This window comes from Actinacidiphila sp. bgisy144, assembly GCF_057708105.1.
In genome coordinates, this window is sequence record NZ_JBYIRM010000006.1 from 96,538 (window position 1) to 112,537 (window position 16,000).

A 16,000-nucleotide genomic window follows, 5' to 3' on the forward strand; every position below is an offset into this window, starting at 1 on the left:
CCGCCCGCCCGGGGGCCGGGCCGCGGGTGCGGCTACGGCTGCGGCTGCGGTTTGCGGGCCTCGATGAGGAAGCGGGTGGAGTGGGCGACGAAGGGGCCCTGCGTGGTGATGAGGCGGTGGAGGTCGCGCAGGCGGTCGCGGTAGCGGTCCACGGTGAAGTCGGGCACCATCCAGATCACCTTGCGCAGGAAGTAGACCACCGCGCCGATGTCGTGGAAGTCCATCCGCAGCCGTTCCAGGCGCAGGTCCAGCACCTCCAGGCCGGCCGCCTCGGCCGCCGCCCGGGCCGTCCCGGGGTCGCGCGCGTCCCCGGCGCCGGACGGCTGCGGCCCGAGGAAGTACTCGTAGACCTCGGCGGCGCTGGCGGGACCGACCTGCTGGGAGAGGTAGGTGCCACCGGGGCGCAGCACGCGGGCGATCTCCTGCCACCACACGGTGACCGGGTGGCGGCTGGTGACCAGGTCGAACGCCGCGTCCGCGAAGGGCAGCGGCGGTTCGTCGGTGTCGGCGACCACGACCGCGCCGCGCGGGTGGAGCAGGGCGGTGGCCTTCGCGACGTTCGGCGGCCAGGACTCGGTGGCGGCCATCACGGGCGGGAGGACCGGGGCGCCGGCCAGCACCTCGCCGCCCCCGGTCTGGAGGTCCAGCGCGGCCGAGACCCGGCCCAGCCGCTCGGCCATCAGCCGTTGATAGCCCCACGAGGGCCGCTGCTCGCTCGCCCGCCCGTCCAGCCAGGAGAAGTCCCAGCCGGCCACGGACACGGCGTCGGCCTCGGCCACCAGCGCGTCGAAGGTCCGGTCCATCGGTTCAGCGTCGCGGCCCGCGCCAGGGCGCGGCAACCGGTTTTACGCGGTCGCGGGCGGGGGGAGGGTGAGGTAGCAGCGGATCGCGGTGCCGGCCGCGCCGGTGTGGGTGCGGACCAGGTCGGCCAGTTGGTGGACCATGAGCAGGCCGCGGCCGCCGGGGCGGCCGGGCGGGGGCAGGCGGCTGCCGGCGAGGGGGTCGGCGAGCCGCCCGCCGTCACGCACCTCGCAGGCGATGTGGCCGTCCTCCGCCCAGATCCGCACCACGCCCGAACCGCCGCCGTGCCGCACGCTGTTGGTGGTCAGCTCGGCGACGGCCAGCGCCAGGTCGTCCAGCCGCCGGCCGGTCAGCCCGAGCGCGTCGGCCGCGCGGACCGCGAACTGCCGTGCCGCGCGCAGCCCGTCGTCGTCGAACCGGAAGGACGCGGCGAACCGGGGCTCGGCCAGCGGCACGTTGTAGGAGGCGGCGGCCATCTCGGGCGCGTAGTGCGCGCTGGGCCGGCGGCGGCCGCCCTCGATCAGCACCGGGTGGGTGACGCAGGCGTCGCCCAGGGCCTGCGGGGCGAGCCGGGCCGCGTCGTACAGGCACAGGATGGTCGCGCGGCGCCCGTCGAACGCGGCGTTGACCAGGGCCTCGTGCTGCACGCAGGCCGGGTACTCCAGCGGGGTGCGGCCGGGCCAGACGGGTTCGGCCACGATCCGGACCGGGCCGGAGGGCTGCGCGTCGGCGAAGGCGGCGAGCACACCGGGGATGATCCGGCCGGGGTTGCGGCCCGCGCTGGCCATGTCGGTGAAGTGCACGCCGTCGGCGAGCGGACCGAGCGCGTTGTGCAGCCGGGCCAGCCGTTCCCCGGGCACCGCGACGGCGACGGGCTCGCCCGCGGCCAGGCCGTCCCGTACGAAGGCGAGGGTGCTCTCGAGGTACTCGGCGTCGTCCCGGTAGAAGCAGGCGGGGTGCGAAAAGGCGTCCGCGGACTCCCCCATGTCCTCCCACCCCCTTTCGGACACCTGTGCCGGTGCCGACAGTATGCGCCCCCGAAAAGATGACCTTGGGCAGGGGCCCTGCCCTGCCCGCCGGGCCGGGCCGGCTGTGCCGCCCGGTGTCAGTCGTGGTTGATCGCCTCGAACGCCGCCGACAGCGTCTCGCTCTCGTCGTCCGGCACCGCCCGCTCCAGGGCCGGCACCAGGTCGCGCCGCTCGTGGAAGAGGTACTGGTACATCTGGGTGAGGGCGCCGTCGATCGTCAGGCGGCGGGTGTCCTCCGGGTGCCGCCCGGTCAGCGCCCGGTCCAGGATGCCCTGGATCAGATCGCCCTCCTGCCGGTCCCGCGCCACCACCCGGGCGCTCTCGCCGTGCCGCTCCAGCACCTTGCGGACCGTGGCCTCCTTGGCCGCGCAGTGCCGCGCGAACATGTCGGCCAGCGGACGCAGCTCCTCCGGGGCGTCCACGTCCCGCATCCGCAGGTCCTCCACCGTCGCCAACAGCATCCCTCCCGACGTCACCAGGCTCGCCGCCAGTCCGGTCGGCACGTGCTGACCCTTCTTCCCCGAGCCGTCCTCCTGATGCCGGCGCCTCAGACCCCACCTGCCGCGGCCGCCGCCGGCCGCCTTCTCCCGCTCGCCCGCTCCACTCATCGCCACCGGCTCCTTCTCCTGCGCTCACGGACCCCTACCTCCTACGGTGCAACGGCCCGGCCGTCCCCGCTCCTCACCTTGAGCCGCCGGGGCGGGGGCGCCCGCTCACCGGCCGCCGCCGTCCTCCTCGTCGGGCAGGTCCTCGTCGGGCAGGTCCTCGTCCGCCACCAGGTGCACCGCCGCCTCCTCCGCGGACGCGGCGCCCCCGTCGATCCCCACGTCCGCGCCGATCTCGCCGTCCCGCCGGGTGTGCGCGCCCTCGTCGGGGCCGACCAGCCGCCCCGAGCGCGCCTCGCCCGCCTCCGGGTCCACCAGTTCCCCGTCCGTGTCCGGCGCGTCCCCCAGACCGTCGCCCTCCGGCGCCTCCCGGTCCGGCCGTTCCCGTGCGAGGCGCTGGTCCAGCGACTCCCCCTCCCGCTGCTCCTCCCCCGTCGTCCCGCTCTCCTCCACCGCCAGCGGTCTCTCGGGCGGGGAGTAACCCTCGTCCAGTACGTCCGCCACGCCCCGGTCCTCCAACGTGTCCTCCGGCTCCAACAGCCCGTCGTCCTCCTCCTGCCGATACACGTCGTCCCCCCACCCGAACCCGTTCGCTCCGACCTGCCGGTCGCTCATCAGCCCGCTCTCATCCCGTCGAGGACCCTTCACCAAACCACCGCCTACCCTTACGCTCTCACCCAAAACGACAGCTCAGGTTCCCCCGCGGCGCCCGCCCCACGGAAGGGTGGGTCCTGTGGCTTGCGGGACCTTGCGGTCCGCCGTGGCTGGTCGCGCAGTTCCCCGCGCCCCTGGGCATGTGCGGGTATCCCCGCGGCGCCCGCCCCACCGGAGGGTGGGTCCTGTGGGGCGCGGGACCTTGCAGTTCACTGTGGCCGGTCGCGCAGTTCCTCGCGCCCCTGGGTATGTGCGGGTATTCCGCGGATTGTGGCGCGCCTGAGGGTCTTTATGCCGACCGATCGCAGGAACCACGATCCGCGGAGGGCCCGAGCGCATTCCAGGGGCGCGGGGAACTGCGCGACCAGCCACCACGGACCGCAAGGTCCCGGAAACCACAGCACACCCCACCCCCCGGGGACCGGCACCCCGGGAGGGCCCGAGCGCATTCCAGGGGCGCGGGGAACTGCGCGACCAGCCACCACGGACCGCAAGGTCCCGGAAACCGCAGCACACCCCACCCCCGGGGGGTTCAGCGAACCCCGGAAGGCCGGAACTGCACGCTGATGCGTCCGCCCACGACCCCGCGGGTCTTGGGCACCGCGTGGTCCCAGGTGCGCTGGCAGGACCCGCCCATGACGATGAGGTCGCCGTGCCCGAGCGGGCACCGCAGCTGCGCGGGACCGCCACCGCGGGGACGGAGGAGGAGCGGGCGGGGCTCGCCGAGGGAGAGGATCGCGACGAGCGTGTCGTGGCGGCTGCCGCGCCCGGTGCGGTCGCCGTGCCAGGCGACACTGTCCCGCCCGTCGCGGTAGTAGCAGAGCCCGGCGGTGGCGAAGGGCTCGCCGAGTTCGTCGGCGTAGTGGGCGTCGAGGGCGTCCCGCGCCCGGTCCAGGAGGGGGTCGGGCAGCTCCTGCCCGGCACCGTAGTGCGCGAGGAGGCGGGGCACCGCCACGACGTCGTCGTACATGACACGGCGCTCGGCCCGCCAGGGCACCTCGGCGGCGAGCCGTTCGAAGAGGTCGTCGGCGCCGGTGAGCCAGCCGGGGAGGGTGTCGATCCAGGCGCCGGAGCCCAGCGGGGTCCGGCGGACGGCGGCGAGGTCCCCGAGACCGGGTTCGCCGATGCCGAACAGGGACGCCTGCTGATGGTGCATACCAGCAGCGTAACCGATATTCGTACGAACATTCGATTGCATGGGCGAGGCAGGGCGGTCCGGGGCGGCGCAGGATGGTCGCATGCTGTTCTCCGAGGTCGCCCGGGTCTCCCGGGAGGTCGCGCGGACCTCCGCGCGCACCCGCAAGACGGAACTGCTCGCGGAGTTCTTCCGGGCGGCGAGCCCGCAGGACGCGCCGATCGCGATCGCCTACCTGGCCGGCCGCCTGCCGCAGGGCCGCCTCGGCATCGGCTGGGCGGCGCTGCGGGGCCGGGCCGCCCCGGCGGCGGAGCCGACGCTGACGGTGCGGGCGGTGGACGCGGCGCTGACGGCCGTCGGGGAGGTGTCGGGCCAGGGCGCGCAGGCCGGGCGCCGGGCGCTGCTCCAGGACCTGTTCGGGCTGGCGACGGCGCCGGAGCAGGAGTATCTGCTCGGGCTGCTCACCGGTGAGGTGCGGCAGGGCGCGCTCGACGCGGCGGCGGTCGAGGGGCTGGCGGTGGCGACGGGCGCGGAATCGCCGCAGGTGCGGCGGGCGGTGATGCTCGCGGGTGCGCTGGAGCCGGTGGCGCAGGCGCTGCTGGACCGCGGCCCGCAGGCGCTGGCGACGTTCGCGCTGACGGTGGGGCGGCCGCTGCTGCCGATGCTGGCCGGCTCGGCGAAGGGCGTGGCGGAGGCGCTGACGCGGCTGGGGCCGTGTGCGGTGGAGGAGAAGCTCGACGGGATCAGGGTCCAGGTGCACCGGGACGGCGGCCGGGTACGGGTCTTCACCCGCACCCTGGACGACGTCACGGCGCGGCTGCCGGAGGTGGTGGCGGCGGCGTCGGCGCTGCCCGCGGAGCGGTTCGTGCTCGACGGCGAGGTGCTGGCACTGGCGGCCGACGGGCGGCCCCGCCCGTTCCAGGAGACCGCGGGCCGGGTCGGCTCGCGGGTGGACGTGGCGACGGCCGCGGCGGCGCTGCCGGTGCACCCGGTCTTCTTCGACGTGCTCTTCGTCGACGGCCGGGACCTGCTCGACCTGCCGTACGGGGAGCGGCACGCGGCGCTGGCCGCGCTGGTGCCGGCCGCGTACCGGGTGCGGCGCCTGACCGTCGCGGACCCCGGCGACGAGGAGCAGGTGCGCGCCGCCGAGGAGTTCTTCGCCGCGACCTTGGAGCGCGGCCACGAGGGCGTCGTCGTCAAGGGCGCGGGCAGCCCGTACGCGGCGGGGCGGCGCGGCGCGACATGGCTGAAGGTCAAGCCGGTGCACACCCTGGACCTGGTGGTCCTCGCGGTGGAGTGGGGCCACGGCCGCCGGACCGGCATGCTGTCGAACCTGCACCTGGGGGCGCGGGCCGAGGACGGTTCGTTCGTGATGCTCGGCAAGACCTTCAAGGGCCTGACCGACGCGCTGCTGACCTGGCAGACCGAGCAGTTGCTGGCCCGCGCGGTCTCCGACGACGGCCACCTGGTCACGGTGCGGCCCGAGCTGGTGGTGGAGGTCGCCTACGACGGGGTGCAGACCTCCCCGCGCTACCCGGCGGGCCTGACGCTGCGCTTCGCCCGGGTGCTGCGCTACCGCCCGGACAAGACGGCGGACCAGGCGGACACCGTGGCCGCCGTCCGCGCGGTCCACGGCGGGCAGGCGGGCTGAGGTGCCGGGGCCCGGGCCCCGCCTCCCCGGTTGCGGCCGCGCCGAGCGGGTACCCGAGGTCGAGATACGACCGGAGCAACCGACCGAGCACCGGACGAGAGGTGAGCCGCCATGGCCCGCACCACCCGGCGCGACACGGCACGCGCCCTGCTTCGCGCCTACGGCCGCACCTACGCCGACGAGGCGGGTATCCGCCTGACCGACACCCCGCAGCCGCTCTACCGCCTGCTCGTCCTGGCGAGCCTGCTCAGCGCCCGTATCCGCGCGGGGGTCGCCGTCGCGGCGGCCAAGGAGCTGTCCGCCGCCGGGATGCGCAGCCCGCGCGCGATGGCGCGGGCCACCTGGCAGCAGCGGGTGGACGCGCTCGGCCGCGGCGGCTACCGCCGCTATGACGAGCGGACCGCCACCCAGCTGGGCGACGGCGCGGAGCTGGCGAGCGCGGAGTACGGCGGCGACCTGCGCGGCATGCGCGCCCGCGCGGACGGCGACGTCGGCGCCCTGCGCCGCGAGCTGCGGGAGTTCCCGGGGATGGGGCCCGCCGGCGCGGACATCTTCCTGCGCGAGGCCCAGGCCGTCTGGCCCGAGTACGCGCCCTATCTCGACGCCAAGGCGCTCGAGGGCGCCCGGCTGCTCGGCCTGCCGGACTCCCCCGAGCAGCTGACGCGGCTCGCCGACGGCGCCGAACCGGCGGTGCTCGCCGCGTCGCTGGTGCGCGCCTCGCTCGACAAGGACGCGGCCGCCACGGTCGCCGAGGCGGCCGCCGCCGCGCGCTGAGGGCCGCGGACGACCGGTCCTACCGGTTCTCCAGCCGCAGCTTCGCCTCCTGTTCCTGGTCACCGGCCGCGGTGCCGACGACGCGGACGGCGAACGCCTCGGCGAGGCCCTCCCGCAGCCGGTCGACGGCCAGATAGCCGCCCTGCGCGGTCAGCGTGACGGGCGCGGTGAGGCGGCCGGGGTCGGCCAGGCCGAGGGTGCGGGACACGTCGAACGTGGCCGACCACACCGTGGGGTGCTCGCCCTCGGTCTCCTCGGGTGCGTCGTCGGCGGCCCGGTCGGAGGGGAAGCTGGCCTGGAGCGCGGCGAACACGGCCGCCGCGTCCTGTCGTGCGCAGCTGTCCACGACGACCGCGACCTGCGAGGACGGGTCGACGGGCGGTTCCTGCTGGTCTTGCGCGGTACTCACGGTTGCTGTCCTTCCGGGTGGACCGGCGACGGACGGTCCGCGGACACAGCGGACCACGCCCTGCACATGTCCACTGTGTGCCGGCCAAAACCCCCTGATGGGCCGTACGGGCGCGGACCTTCCGGGTGATCCGCGCCCGGCCGCCTGCGGCACAATCGGGGCATGCCGCGACGCCCCGCCCGTACCGCCCGCCCGACCGCGCCCCGCGCCGGCCGGGACACCCCCGCCGCCACCGCCGCCTGCCCCTGCGGGCTGGCCGCCCGCTACGGGGAGTGCTGCGGCGCCCTGCACGCAGGTGCTCCCGCGCCCACCGCGGAGCGGCTGATGCGCTCGCGCTACGCCGCGTTCGCCGTGGGCGACACCGCGTACCTGCTGCGCACCTGGGCCGCCGCCACCCGGCCGCCGGACCTCGACCTCGACCCGGCGGTGCGCTGGACCGGCCTGGACATCCTCGGCAGCACCGGGGGCAGCGCTTTCCACACCGAGGGCACCGTCGAGTTCCGCGCCCGCTACCGGCTGGACGGGCGGGACGGCGAGCAGCGGGAGAACAGCCGCTTCGTCCGCGAGGGCGGGCGGTGGGTCTACGTGGACGCGCTCGCGTGAGTGCCGCGCCCGGGCTCGACCCGGTGGTGCGCGCGGCGGTGGCCCACCACGTGCTGGAGGTGCTGGCGCGGGCCTGCCCGGGCGGCCGGGCCGACCTGCGCGGGTCGCTCGCCACGGGCACGGCCGACCCGTACAGCGACATCGACGCGCGGTGGACGGTGCCGGACGAGCGGTTCGGCGGCTGCGTGGACCGGGCCGGCGAGGTGCTCGCCGAGGTGCGACCGGTGCTGTCGGTACGCGGCGACCCCGACCGTGCCGGCGACCCCGGCCACCGGCTGCTCTTCGTCGCCTTCGAGGGGCTGCCGCCGTTCTGGCGGCTCGACCTGGAGATCACCGCGGCGCCCGGTGCCGCGCCCCGCGCCCCAGCCGTCCGCCACCCCTGGCGGCCCGCGGCCAGCGCCCTGGCCAACGGCGTCGCCGCGGTCAAGGCGCTGCACCGCGGCGACCCGGCCACCGCCCACGCCCTGCTCACCCGCGCCTACGCCCGCACCGGCCTCCCGGGCCGCCCCACCGGCCGCTTCCCCGCCGACCTCGCCGCCCTCGCCCGCGCGGCCCTCACTCTCGACCCGGCGCTGGACCGCGAAGCCGCGGCCCTCACCGCCCTCCCCCTGCCCTGACCGCCCCGTCGCCGGTGCCAGGTCATGTCCGACCGATCCCGCCCGGCGCTCTGGGGGAGCCTCACACGCCGTGGGGCGTGCGGGAGCACCAGGTTCCGCCGTCCCCCGCCCGTCGGGCGGGACGACGCCAGTTGCCGGACACGGCCTACGCGATCGGGTCGCGGGCGTCGTAGTGGCGGAAGGAGCGCTGGAACAGGCCGATCAGGGTGATCGCGACGATGCAGGCGAGGCCGCCGCCGACCACGGCCGCGGTCGGGGTGAGCAGGTCGGACACCGAGCCCGCGAGGAAGTCGCCGAGGCGGGGCCCGCCGACCACGACGACCAGGAAGACGCCCTGGAGGCGGCCGCGCATGTCATCGGGCGCGGCGGACTGGAGCATCGTGTTGCGGAAGACCATGGAGACGGTGTCCGCACAGCCCGCGAGGGCGAGGAAGAACAGGCCGAGCGGCAGGCTGCGGGTCAGCCCGAAGACGGCGACGGCCGCGCCCCAGGAGCCCACGGCGACGAGCACCGCGAAGCCCTGGCGGTTCACCCGGCCGAGCCAGCCGGAGAAGACACTGCCGACCAGCGCCCCGACCGCGGGCGCGGCGGCCAGCAGCCCGACGGTGCGGGTGTCGCCGCCGAACCACAGGCCCGCGACGGCGGGGAACAGCACCCGGGGCTGCGCGAGCACCATGGCGGCGAGGTCGGAGATGAAGGTCGTCCGCAGGTTGGGGCGCGCACCGAGGTAGCGCAGCCCTTCGACGACGGACGGCCGGCGCCGTGCCGCGGCCGGGTCGGCGCCGGGCTCCCCGGGGAGCATCGCGGGCAGCCGCCACATCGCGTACAGGGAGGCGGTGAAGGCGGCGACGTCGATCAGGTAGGCGGCCTGGTAGCCCCAGAAGCCGACGAAGACGCCGCCGAGCATCGGCCCGGCCATCTGCCCGACGCCGCTGGACAGGGAGGCGAGCGCGTTGGCCGCGGGCAGCCGCTCGGGCGGCAGCAGGCGGGGGATCATGGACGAGCGGGCGGGCGAGTTCATCGCGAAGCACACCGCCTGGAGGGCGACGATCGTGTAGAGCGGCCACACCCGGTGGACGTGGAGAATCGCGACCACGGCGAGCGCCGCCGACAGCACGGTGGCGCCGCTGGCGGTGACGAGGCCCAGCCGGCGCCGGTCGACCGCGTCGGCGACGGCGCCGCCGTAGAGGCCGAAGACGATCAGCGGCACCAGGGAGCACAGGCCGACCAGGCCGACATAGAAGCTGGAGCCGGTGATCGCGTACACCTGGAGCGCCACGGCCATGGCGGTCATCTGCTGGCCTATGTAGGACACGGCGTTGCCGAACCACAGGCGCCGGAAGTCGGGGTGCTCGCGCAGCGGGGAGACGTCGGCGAGCAGCCGGGAGCGGCGCTGGGCGGGTATCGCGGCGGGTGCCGTACCGGCCGCCGCGGTGCCGGGCGCGGTCTCGGGGCCGCTGCCGGGCGCGGTGTCGGGGCCGGTCGGCTCGGCGGTGGCGCGGTCGTCTTCTTCGCTGTTGAGCACGCGAAACCGTAGCAACCTGGGCCGGACGGGGGACCGGCGGGTCCGCCGGGTGGGCGCACGGGTGACGCGTCCACCCGGGTGGCGGATGCGGATCGAAACCGGGTGGTGGCGGAGCGTACGGCGGCATAGGCTGAACGGGACGAGCAGGCTGTCGGGGAAGTACCTGGCCCCGCGGCCCGTCCCGGAATCCGTCGCCGACTCGGCTGCACTTCCGGCACCGGCATCAGGCGCCACCGCGTCCGCACCGCCCGACAGAGAAGGACTTCCCCCCGGGCGCCATGACGCGACGCGGTTCGGCCGCGTCCGGCGCTACCGGACCACGCGACGCTAAGGAGTGCGCGGTGTCAGCAGACAGGTTCACCCGCAACGACGGTGAGGACAGCAAGCCCGGGCGCGACCGGGACGGCACGTCCCTGCTGGAGGAGGAGCGCCCGCTGGACGTCTGGTCCAGGTGCGCGCCGATTCGGCTCGCCGGATACGAGGACGACCCCAGCGAGACGCACATCCTGCGCAGCATCGACTGACGCGGACCCGTGAGCGGCGCCCGCCGCCCGGACGACCTCCGGGGGCGGGCCCCTGCCGTCAGGGCGGCAACGGGCGGGCCGGCAGCGGCTGTCGGCGGCTTCCGGCCTCACGCACATCGCAACTCCCGGCCGACCCACGGGTGTCCGAAGCAGGCCGTTCTGTGACGCGTCTCATGCGCGAATCGACGTAAATTCGGCGTGAATTTCGCATGCGGCGGTCAGGATCGGGCAAACGGCCCTCGTGTGTGGCGTTTTCACCGACCCCCGAGGAGCGAACTCATGCTGATGGCCCACCCGACCGTCCTGCGCAACCTGGTGGAGCGTTACGAGACGCTCCGTGCCGTCGTCGACGAGGGCCGCGCGGACGGGTCGGACCGTGCGGAGGGCGTGGACCCCCTGGTACGGCAGCAGTTGCAGGACACCACGTACACGTTGTGCGTCTCGACCGGCACCCGGGAGATCGGGGCCGCGCTCGCAGCCGCGCGCCGCCACATCGACACGATCGCGGTCGATCCGTTCGACCCGACCCCGGCGCAGGACGCCAGCGCGGCCTGACCGCCCCTTCAACACCGCAGCACCGAACGAAGTCTGACGCACCGACCGGACGACGGAGTACCGGACGGCGACCCCGCGGGTGCGGGTCGCGCACGTCCACGCGACCCGCCGCCCGCGCACACCTCACCGGTACGGACCCCGGCAACGGGAGTCCCGACGACCGGTCCCACCCCGCGAGCCGCCACCGGCGCCGACCGGCCCGCGGGCGCCGCTCCCCCTTTCCCCCCGAGGTCATGGAACATCCATGCCCTTTTCCCTGGGCCGCCATTGACCTGGCGTTTCGCGGCCGCCGCAGGCCATCCGCCCATAGCGGCAGGCGGCAGGGGGTGCCAGTGGGGCATCACTCGTTGGAATGAAAAGGCGGGTGGATGCGACTCGATCGGGCGTGTGCGGGCGTTGTCCCCGGTGCGGGCATAGCGCTCGCTATGTTCCGGAAGGCAGTGAGGGTATGAACAAGGTCGCCCGAAAGGGACTGGTCACGGCGATGGTCGCGGGCGGTGTGCTCGCCTCCGCCGGGGCCGCGCAGGCGGACGCCGGGGCCGGGGCGCAGGCGGCGGGCTCGCCGGGGGTGCTGTCCGGGAACTCGGTGCAGGTGCCGGTGCACGTGCCGGTCAACGCGTGCGGGAACACCGTCGACGTGGTCGGGCTGCTCAACCCGACCTTCGGCAACACCTGCGCCAACACCTCGTCCGGCTCGTCGACGGCGGCGGTCCCGGCGGCCCCGGCGGCCCCCGCGTCGAAGGCCTCCACCGACGGTCGGCCCGCCAAGCACGCCGGGAAGCCGGCCGACGAGTCCGGCACCGCCGGCTCCCACTCCACCGGGGGCGCCCACGCGGCCTCCCACGCCACCGGCTCCCCCGGCGTGCTGTCCGGCAACTCCCTCCAACTGCCGGTCGACGTCCCGGTCAACATCTCGGGCAACTCGGTCAACGTGGTGGGCATCGGCAACCCTGCCTTCGGCAACACCGCGGTCAACAGCAGCACTCCGCCCCGCACCGCCACTCCCCCGCCGCCGGCCCACCAGCCGAACCCCGCGCCGCCGAACGACCGGGCGGACATGGCCGACACCGCCGACTCCTCGGCCCTGCCCTCCCTCGCCCACACCGGCGCCGACGGCCTGGGCTGGACCGCCGGCGCCAGCGCCGCGCTGCTGCTCGGCGGCGCGCTGCTCTACCGCAAGGCGCGCCCGGCCTCCCGCACCGCCGCGAGCGCGGGCCCCGTCGGCGCCGGCCCGCGCTGACCCGCCGTCCCCGGCCGGCGGCACCCCTCCTCGGGCCGCCGGCCGGGGCCCCACCACCAGCCACCGCGCCCCGGTCGATCGGTTTCCGCGCCCCCGCGGCCAGGGACGACACCGCACGGCCGGTGGCAGCTCGGCTCCTCACCCCTAAGGTGTACGCGCGCACATCCCGCACGCCCGCTTCAGCGCCGAAGCCCGCCCGTGCCGTGCCGCTCCCGTACCGCACCCTGCCGTATCACCGCGAAGCCGTGATCCGAGGAGCCCCGCAATGGCGTTGCCGCAAGGCACGCTCAGCCACCGCTACCGTGGCGAGCACCCCCTCCGTACCCTCCTCTACCTCTTCCACCCCGACCGGCGCCGCGTCGGCGTCGCCGTCGCCGCGTTCCTCGCCAAGCACGCGCCCGTGTGGCTGCTGCCGCTCATCACCGCCAACGTCGTGGACGTGGTGGTGAAGCACGAGCCGATCTCCGTCCTGTGGTGGAACTCGGCGGTGCTGCTGGTGATCCTCGTGCTCAACCCGCCGTTCAACCTCGCCTATGTGCACCTGATGCAGGGCTCGGTCCGGCGCACCGGCACCCGGCTGCGCAGCGCGCTGTGCCATCGGATGCAGCAGCTGTCGATCGGCTACCACTCCCGGGTCAGCGCGGGCGTGCTCCAGACGAAGGTGGTCCGGGACGTCGAGACCATCGAGACCGCCGCCCAGCAGACCGCGGACAACGGACTGGCGGCGATCGCCACCCTGTCCGGCGGGCTGGTGGTCATCGGCATCCAGGCACCCGTGTTCCTGCCGGTCTACCTGGTCGTGGTGCCCGCCTCCGCCGCGCTCGTGGTCAGGCTGCGCCGCCGGATCAAGGACCGCAACGAACTCTTCCGGCAGCAGGTCGAGCAACTCTCCTCACGGGTCAGCGAGATGACCACGCTCATCCCGATCACCCGGGCGCACGGCCTGGAGGACACCGCCCTGCACCGGATGGACCGCACCCTGGGCGAGGTGCTGCACGCCGGGCTGCGACTGGACCGGCTCAACGGCTGGTTCGGCTCGCTCGCCTGGATTCTGCTCAACACCATCGGCGTCGCCTGCCTGGCCGGCTCCGCGCTGGTCGCGTACTACGGCTGGTTCAGCGTCACCCCCGGCACCGTGGTGATGCTCTCCGCGTACTTCTCCAGCCTCACCGGGTCGGTGACCACGCTGCTGACGCTCGCCCCGCAGATCGGCAAGGGCCTGGAGTCGGTGCGTTCGATCGGCGAGGTGCTCCAGGCACCCGACCTGGAGCAGAACGACGGCAAGGCCGAAGTCGCCGGCGTCCTGGGCCGGTTCGAGTTCCGCGACGTGACCCTCACCTACCCCGACAGCGACCGGCCCTCGCTGGACGGCTTCGACCTGGAGGTGCGCCCCGGCGAGACGATCGCGCTGGTCGGCGGCTCGGGCGCGGGGAAGTCCACGGTGCTGAACCTGGTGATCGGCTTCCTGCGGCCGACCGGCGGCCGCATCCTGCTGGACGGTGCCGACATGGAGGCCCTCGACCTGCGCGACTACCGCAGCTTCCTGTCGGTGGTGCCGCAGGAGTCGATCCTCTTCGAGGGCAGCGTCCGGGACAACGTCACCTACGGCATGGCCGACGTGCCCGACGAGCGGGTCCGGGCGGCGCTGCGGGACGCCAACGCGACGGAGTTCATCGACCGGATGCCGCAGGGCCTGGACACCGTCGTCGGCGAGCGCGGCGCCCGGCTGTCCGGCGGGCAGAAGCAGCGCCTCGCCATCGCCCGGGCGCTGATCCGCGACCCGCGGGTGCTGGTGCTCGACGAGGCGACGTCCGCGCTCGACTCCCGCTCGGAGGCCCTGGTGCAGCAGGCGCTCGTCCGGCTGGTCAAGGGCCGTACGGTCTTCGTCGTCGCGCACCGGCTGTCCACGATCAGGAACGCCGACCGGATCGTGGTGATGGACGAGGGCCGGATCGTGGAGATCGGCTCGCATGCCGAACTGCTGCGCCGCGGCGGCGCGTACGCCGGGCTCCAGGCGGCGCAGCTGGCGTAGGCGGGGCCGTGCGCGGCCGGCGGAGGGGCAGCCCGGCGCACAGCCGCCCCGAGCACCAGGGGCGGCCCGGGACATCCGCGCCCGGGCCGCCCCCGCCCTGCGACCTGTCACGGCCTCCGGCCGGCGGGCCGTCAGCCGCCGAGCACGCCGGAGACCATCGCCTTGGCCTCCTCCTGCACCCGCGCCAGGTGCTCCGGTCCCTGGAAGGACTCGGCGTAGACCTTGTAGACGTCCTCGGTGCCGGACGGGCGCGCGGCGAACCAGGCGCTGTCCGTGCAGACCTTGATGCCGCCGAGCGGGGCGCCGTTGCCGGGCGCCTCGGTGAGCACCGCGGTGACCGGTTCACCGGCCAGCTCGCGGGCGGGCACCTGGTCGGGCGAGAGCTTGGCCAGCACCGCCTTCTGCTCGCGGTCGGCGGGCGCGTCGATCCGGGCGTAGGCGGGCGTGCCGAACCGCCCGGTCAGCTCGGCGTAGTGCGCGGACGGGCTGCGGCCGGTCACGGCGGTGATCTCGGCGGCGAGCAGCGCCAGCAGGATGCCGTCCTTGTCGGTGGTCCACACGCTGCCGTCGCGGCGCAGGAACGACGCGCCCGCGGACTCCTCGCCGCCGAAGGCGAGGGTGCCGCCGAGCAGCCCGTCCACGAACCACTTGAAGCCGACCGGCACTTCGGTGAGGGTGCGGCCGAGCCCGGCCACCACCTTGTCGATCATCGAGGAGGAGACCAGGGTCTTGCCGATCGCCAGCCCCCGGTCCCACTGGTCGCGGTGCCCGACCAGGTAGTCGATCGCCACCGCGAGGTAGTGGTTGGGGTTCATCAGCCCGCCGTCGGGGGTGACGATGCCGTGCCGGTCGGCGTCCGCGTCGTTGCCGGTGGCGACGGCGTACTCGTCCTTGCGGGCGATCAGCGACGCCATGGCGTACGGCGAGGAGCAGTCCATCCGGATCTTGCCGTCCCAGTCGAGCGTCATGAACCGCCAGGTCGGGTCGGCGTGGGGGTTGACCACGGTCAGGTCGAGGCGGTGGCGTTCGGCGATCGCGCCCCAGTAGTCGACGGAGGCGCCGCCGAGCGGGTCGGCGCCGATCCGGACGCCCGAGGCGCGCACCGCGTCCAGGTCGAGGACACCGGGCAGGTCGTCGACGTAGCCGCCGAGGAAGTCGTGGCGGCCGGTGGTGTCGGCGGCCAGCGCCCGGGCGTAGGGGATGCGGCGCACCTCGCGCAGCCCGTCGGCGATCAGCGCGTTGGCGCGGTCCTGGACCCAGCCGGTGGCGTCGGAGCCGGCCGGGCCGCCGGTGGGCGGGTTGTACTTGAAGCCGCCGTCGCGCGGCGGGTTGTGCGAGGGGGTGACGACGACGCCGTCCGCGAGGCCGGCGGTGCGCCCGCGGTTGTGGGTGAGGACGGCGTGCGAGACGGCCGGGGTCGGGGTGTAGCCGTCGGCGGCGTCGATCAGGACGGTCACGCCGTTGGCGGCGAAGACCTCCAGCGCGGTGACCCGGGCGGGCTCGGAGAGCGCGTGCGTGTCGGCGCCCAGGAACAGCGGGCCGTCGGTGCCCTGCGCGGCGCGGTACTCGCAGATGGCCTGGCTGGTCGCGGCGATGTGGTCCTCGTTGAACGCCGTGTCCAGCGCCGAGCCGCGGTGGCCGGAGGTGCCGAACGCCACCCGCTGCCCGGGCTCGGCCGGGTCGGGGTGCAGGGCGTAGTAGGCGGTGACCAGCCGGGGTACGTCGACCAGGTCCTCCGGGCGGGCGGGGGTTCCGGCGCGCTCGTGCGGCATCCTGCACTCCTTCTCACTGCGGGCTGTCGGGGGTCGTGCGGCCGTGCGGGGCGGCCTGACCTGCCCGTCCATTCT

General features: G+C 75.1%; 16 protein-coding genes. 8 read left to right on the forward strand and 8 right to left on the reverse strand.

The window, feature by feature from the left end:
- Positions 1 to 32: 32 nt before the first annotated feature.
- From AC3EVP_RS09200 to AC3EVP_RS09220, 5 genes are all read right to left on the reverse strand, one after another.
- Positions 33 to 803 (reverse strand): class I SAM-dependent methyltransferase, encoded by a 771-nt coding sequence (locus AC3EVP_RS09200; protein WP_435127983.1) that lies wholly within the window; start codon positions 801 to 803, stop codon positions 33 to 35.
- A 42-nt stretch (positions 804 to 845) separates the two neighbouring features.
- Positions 846 to 1,787, reverse strand: a complete 942-nt coding sequence (locus tag AC3EVP_RS09205) for an anti-sigma factor RsbA family regulatory protein (protein WP_335980923.1) — start codon at positions 1,785 to 1,787, stop codon at positions 846 to 848.
- A gap of 119 nt (positions 1,788 to 1,906) precedes the next feature.
- A complete protein-coding gene (locus AC3EVP_RS09210) occupies positions 1,907 to 2,437 on the reverse strand; it encodes a hypothetical protein (protein WP_435127985.1) in 531 nt (176 codons plus the stop codon).
- 105 nt (positions 2,438 to 2,542) lie between these two features.
- On the reverse strand, positions 2,543 to 3,049 hold the full coding sequence (locus AC3EVP_RS09215; RefSeq protein WP_435127987.1) for a DUF5709 domain-containing protein: 507 nt from the start codon (positions 3,047 to 3,049) through the stop codon (positions 2,543 to 2,545).
- A gap of 571 nt (positions 3,050 to 3,620) precedes the next feature.
- A complete protein-coding gene (locus tag AC3EVP_RS09220) occupies positions 3,621 to 4,244 on the reverse strand; it encodes an alpha-ketoglutarate-dependent dioxygenase AlkB (protein ID WP_335976245.1) in 624 nt (207 codons plus the stop codon).
- An 82-nt stretch (positions 4,245 to 4,326) separates the two neighbouring features.
- Between AC3EVP_RS09220 and AC3EVP_RS09225 the strand changes: the two genes are divergently transcribed.
- Both AC3EVP_RS09225 and AC3EVP_RS09230 read left to right on the forward strand, forming a co-directional pair.
- Positions 4,327 to 5,874 carry an ATP-dependent DNA ligase gene (locus AC3EVP_RS09225; protein ID WP_435127989.1) on the forward strand — a complete coding sequence of 516 codons (1,548 nt, stop codon included), beginning with the start codon at positions 4,327 to 4,329 and terminating at the stop codon, positions 5,872 to 5,874.
- A 111-nt stretch (positions 5,875 to 5,985) separates the two neighbouring features.
- Positions 5,986 to 6,648, forward strand: a complete 663-nt coding sequence (locus AC3EVP_RS09230; protein ID WP_435127991.1) for an endonuclease — start codon at positions 5,986 to 5,988, stop codon at positions 6,646 to 6,648.
- A 19-nt stretch (positions 6,649 to 6,667) separates the two neighbouring features.
- Here the strand turns inward: AC3EVP_RS09230 and AC3EVP_RS09235 are convergent, their stop codons facing one another.
- Positions 6,668 to 7,057, reverse strand: coding sequence for a hypothetical protein (locus AC3EVP_RS09235; protein WP_335976241.1), 390 nt, complete (start codon positions 7,055 to 7,057; stop codon positions 6,668 to 6,670).
- A gap of 162 nt (positions 7,058 to 7,219) precedes the next feature.
- Here AC3EVP_RS09235 and AC3EVP_RS09240 point away from each other — a divergent pair, with 162 nt between their 5' ends.
- Together AC3EVP_RS09240 and AC3EVP_RS09245 are read left to right on the forward strand one after the other, a co-directional pair.
- Positions 7,220 to 7,660, forward strand: coding sequence for a YchJ family protein (locus AC3EVP_RS09240; protein WP_435127993.1), 441 nt, complete (start codon positions 7,220 to 7,222; stop codon positions 7,658 to 7,660).
- A complete protein-coding gene (locus tag AC3EVP_RS09245) occupies positions 7,657 to 8,277 on the forward strand; it encodes a nucleotidyltransferase family protein (RefSeq protein WP_435127995.1) in 621 nt (206 codons plus the stop codon). Before AC3EVP_RS09240 ends, AC3EVP_RS09245 begins: the two co-directional genes overlap by 4 nt.
- 145 nt (positions 8,278 to 8,422) lie before the next feature.
- Here AC3EVP_RS09245 and AC3EVP_RS09250 read toward each other — a convergent pair whose 3' ends face one another.
- A complete protein-coding gene (locus AC3EVP_RS09250) occupies positions 8,423 to 9,682 on the reverse strand; it encodes an MFS transporter (protein ID WP_435128254.1) in 1,260 nt (419 codons plus the stop codon).
- Between the two features lie 461 nt (positions 9,683 to 10,143).
- On the opposite strand from AC3EVP_RS09250, the gene AC3EVP_RS09255 reads away from it, so the two are divergent.
- From AC3EVP_RS09255 to AC3EVP_RS09270, 4 genes are all read left to right on the forward strand, one after another.
- Complete coding sequence (locus tag AC3EVP_RS09255; protein WP_435127997.1) at positions 10,144 to 10,326, forward strand: hypothetical protein; 183 nt, start codon at positions 10,144 to 10,146, stop codon at positions 10,324 to 10,326.
- A gap of 279 nt (positions 10,327 to 10,605) precedes the next feature.
- Positions 10,606 to 10,881 carry a DUF5133 domain-containing protein gene (locus tag AC3EVP_RS09260; RefSeq protein WP_335976233.1) on the forward strand — a complete coding sequence of 92 codons (276 nt, stop codon included), beginning with the start codon at positions 10,606 to 10,608 and terminating at the stop codon, positions 10,879 to 10,881.
- A gap of 448 nt (positions 10,882 to 11,329) precedes the next feature.
- The gene (locus AC3EVP_RS09265) at positions 11,330 to 12,121 is read left to right on the forward strand and encodes a chaplin (RefSeq protein ID WP_435127999.1); all 792 of its coding nucleotides are present in this window, start codon (positions 11,330 to 11,332) and stop codon (positions 12,119 to 12,121) included.
- Between the two features lie 265 nt (positions 12,122 to 12,386).
- Positions 12,387 to 14,153 (forward strand): ABC transporter ATP-binding protein, encoded by a 1,767-nt coding sequence (locus AC3EVP_RS09270; RefSeq protein WP_435128001.1) that lies wholly within the window; start codon positions 12,387 to 12,389, stop codon positions 14,151 to 14,153.
- A 131-nt stretch (positions 14,154 to 14,284) separates the two neighbouring features.
- Here the strand turns inward: AC3EVP_RS09270 and pgm are convergent, their stop codons facing one another.
- On the reverse strand, positions 14,285 to 15,925 hold the full coding sequence (pgm, locus tag AC3EVP_RS09275; RefSeq protein ID WP_435128003.1) for a phosphoglucomutase (alpha-D-glucose-1,6-bisphosphate-dependent): 1,641 nt from the start codon (positions 15,923 to 15,925) through the stop codon (positions 14,285 to 14,287).
- Positions 15,926 to 16,000 lie beyond the last annotated feature (75 nt).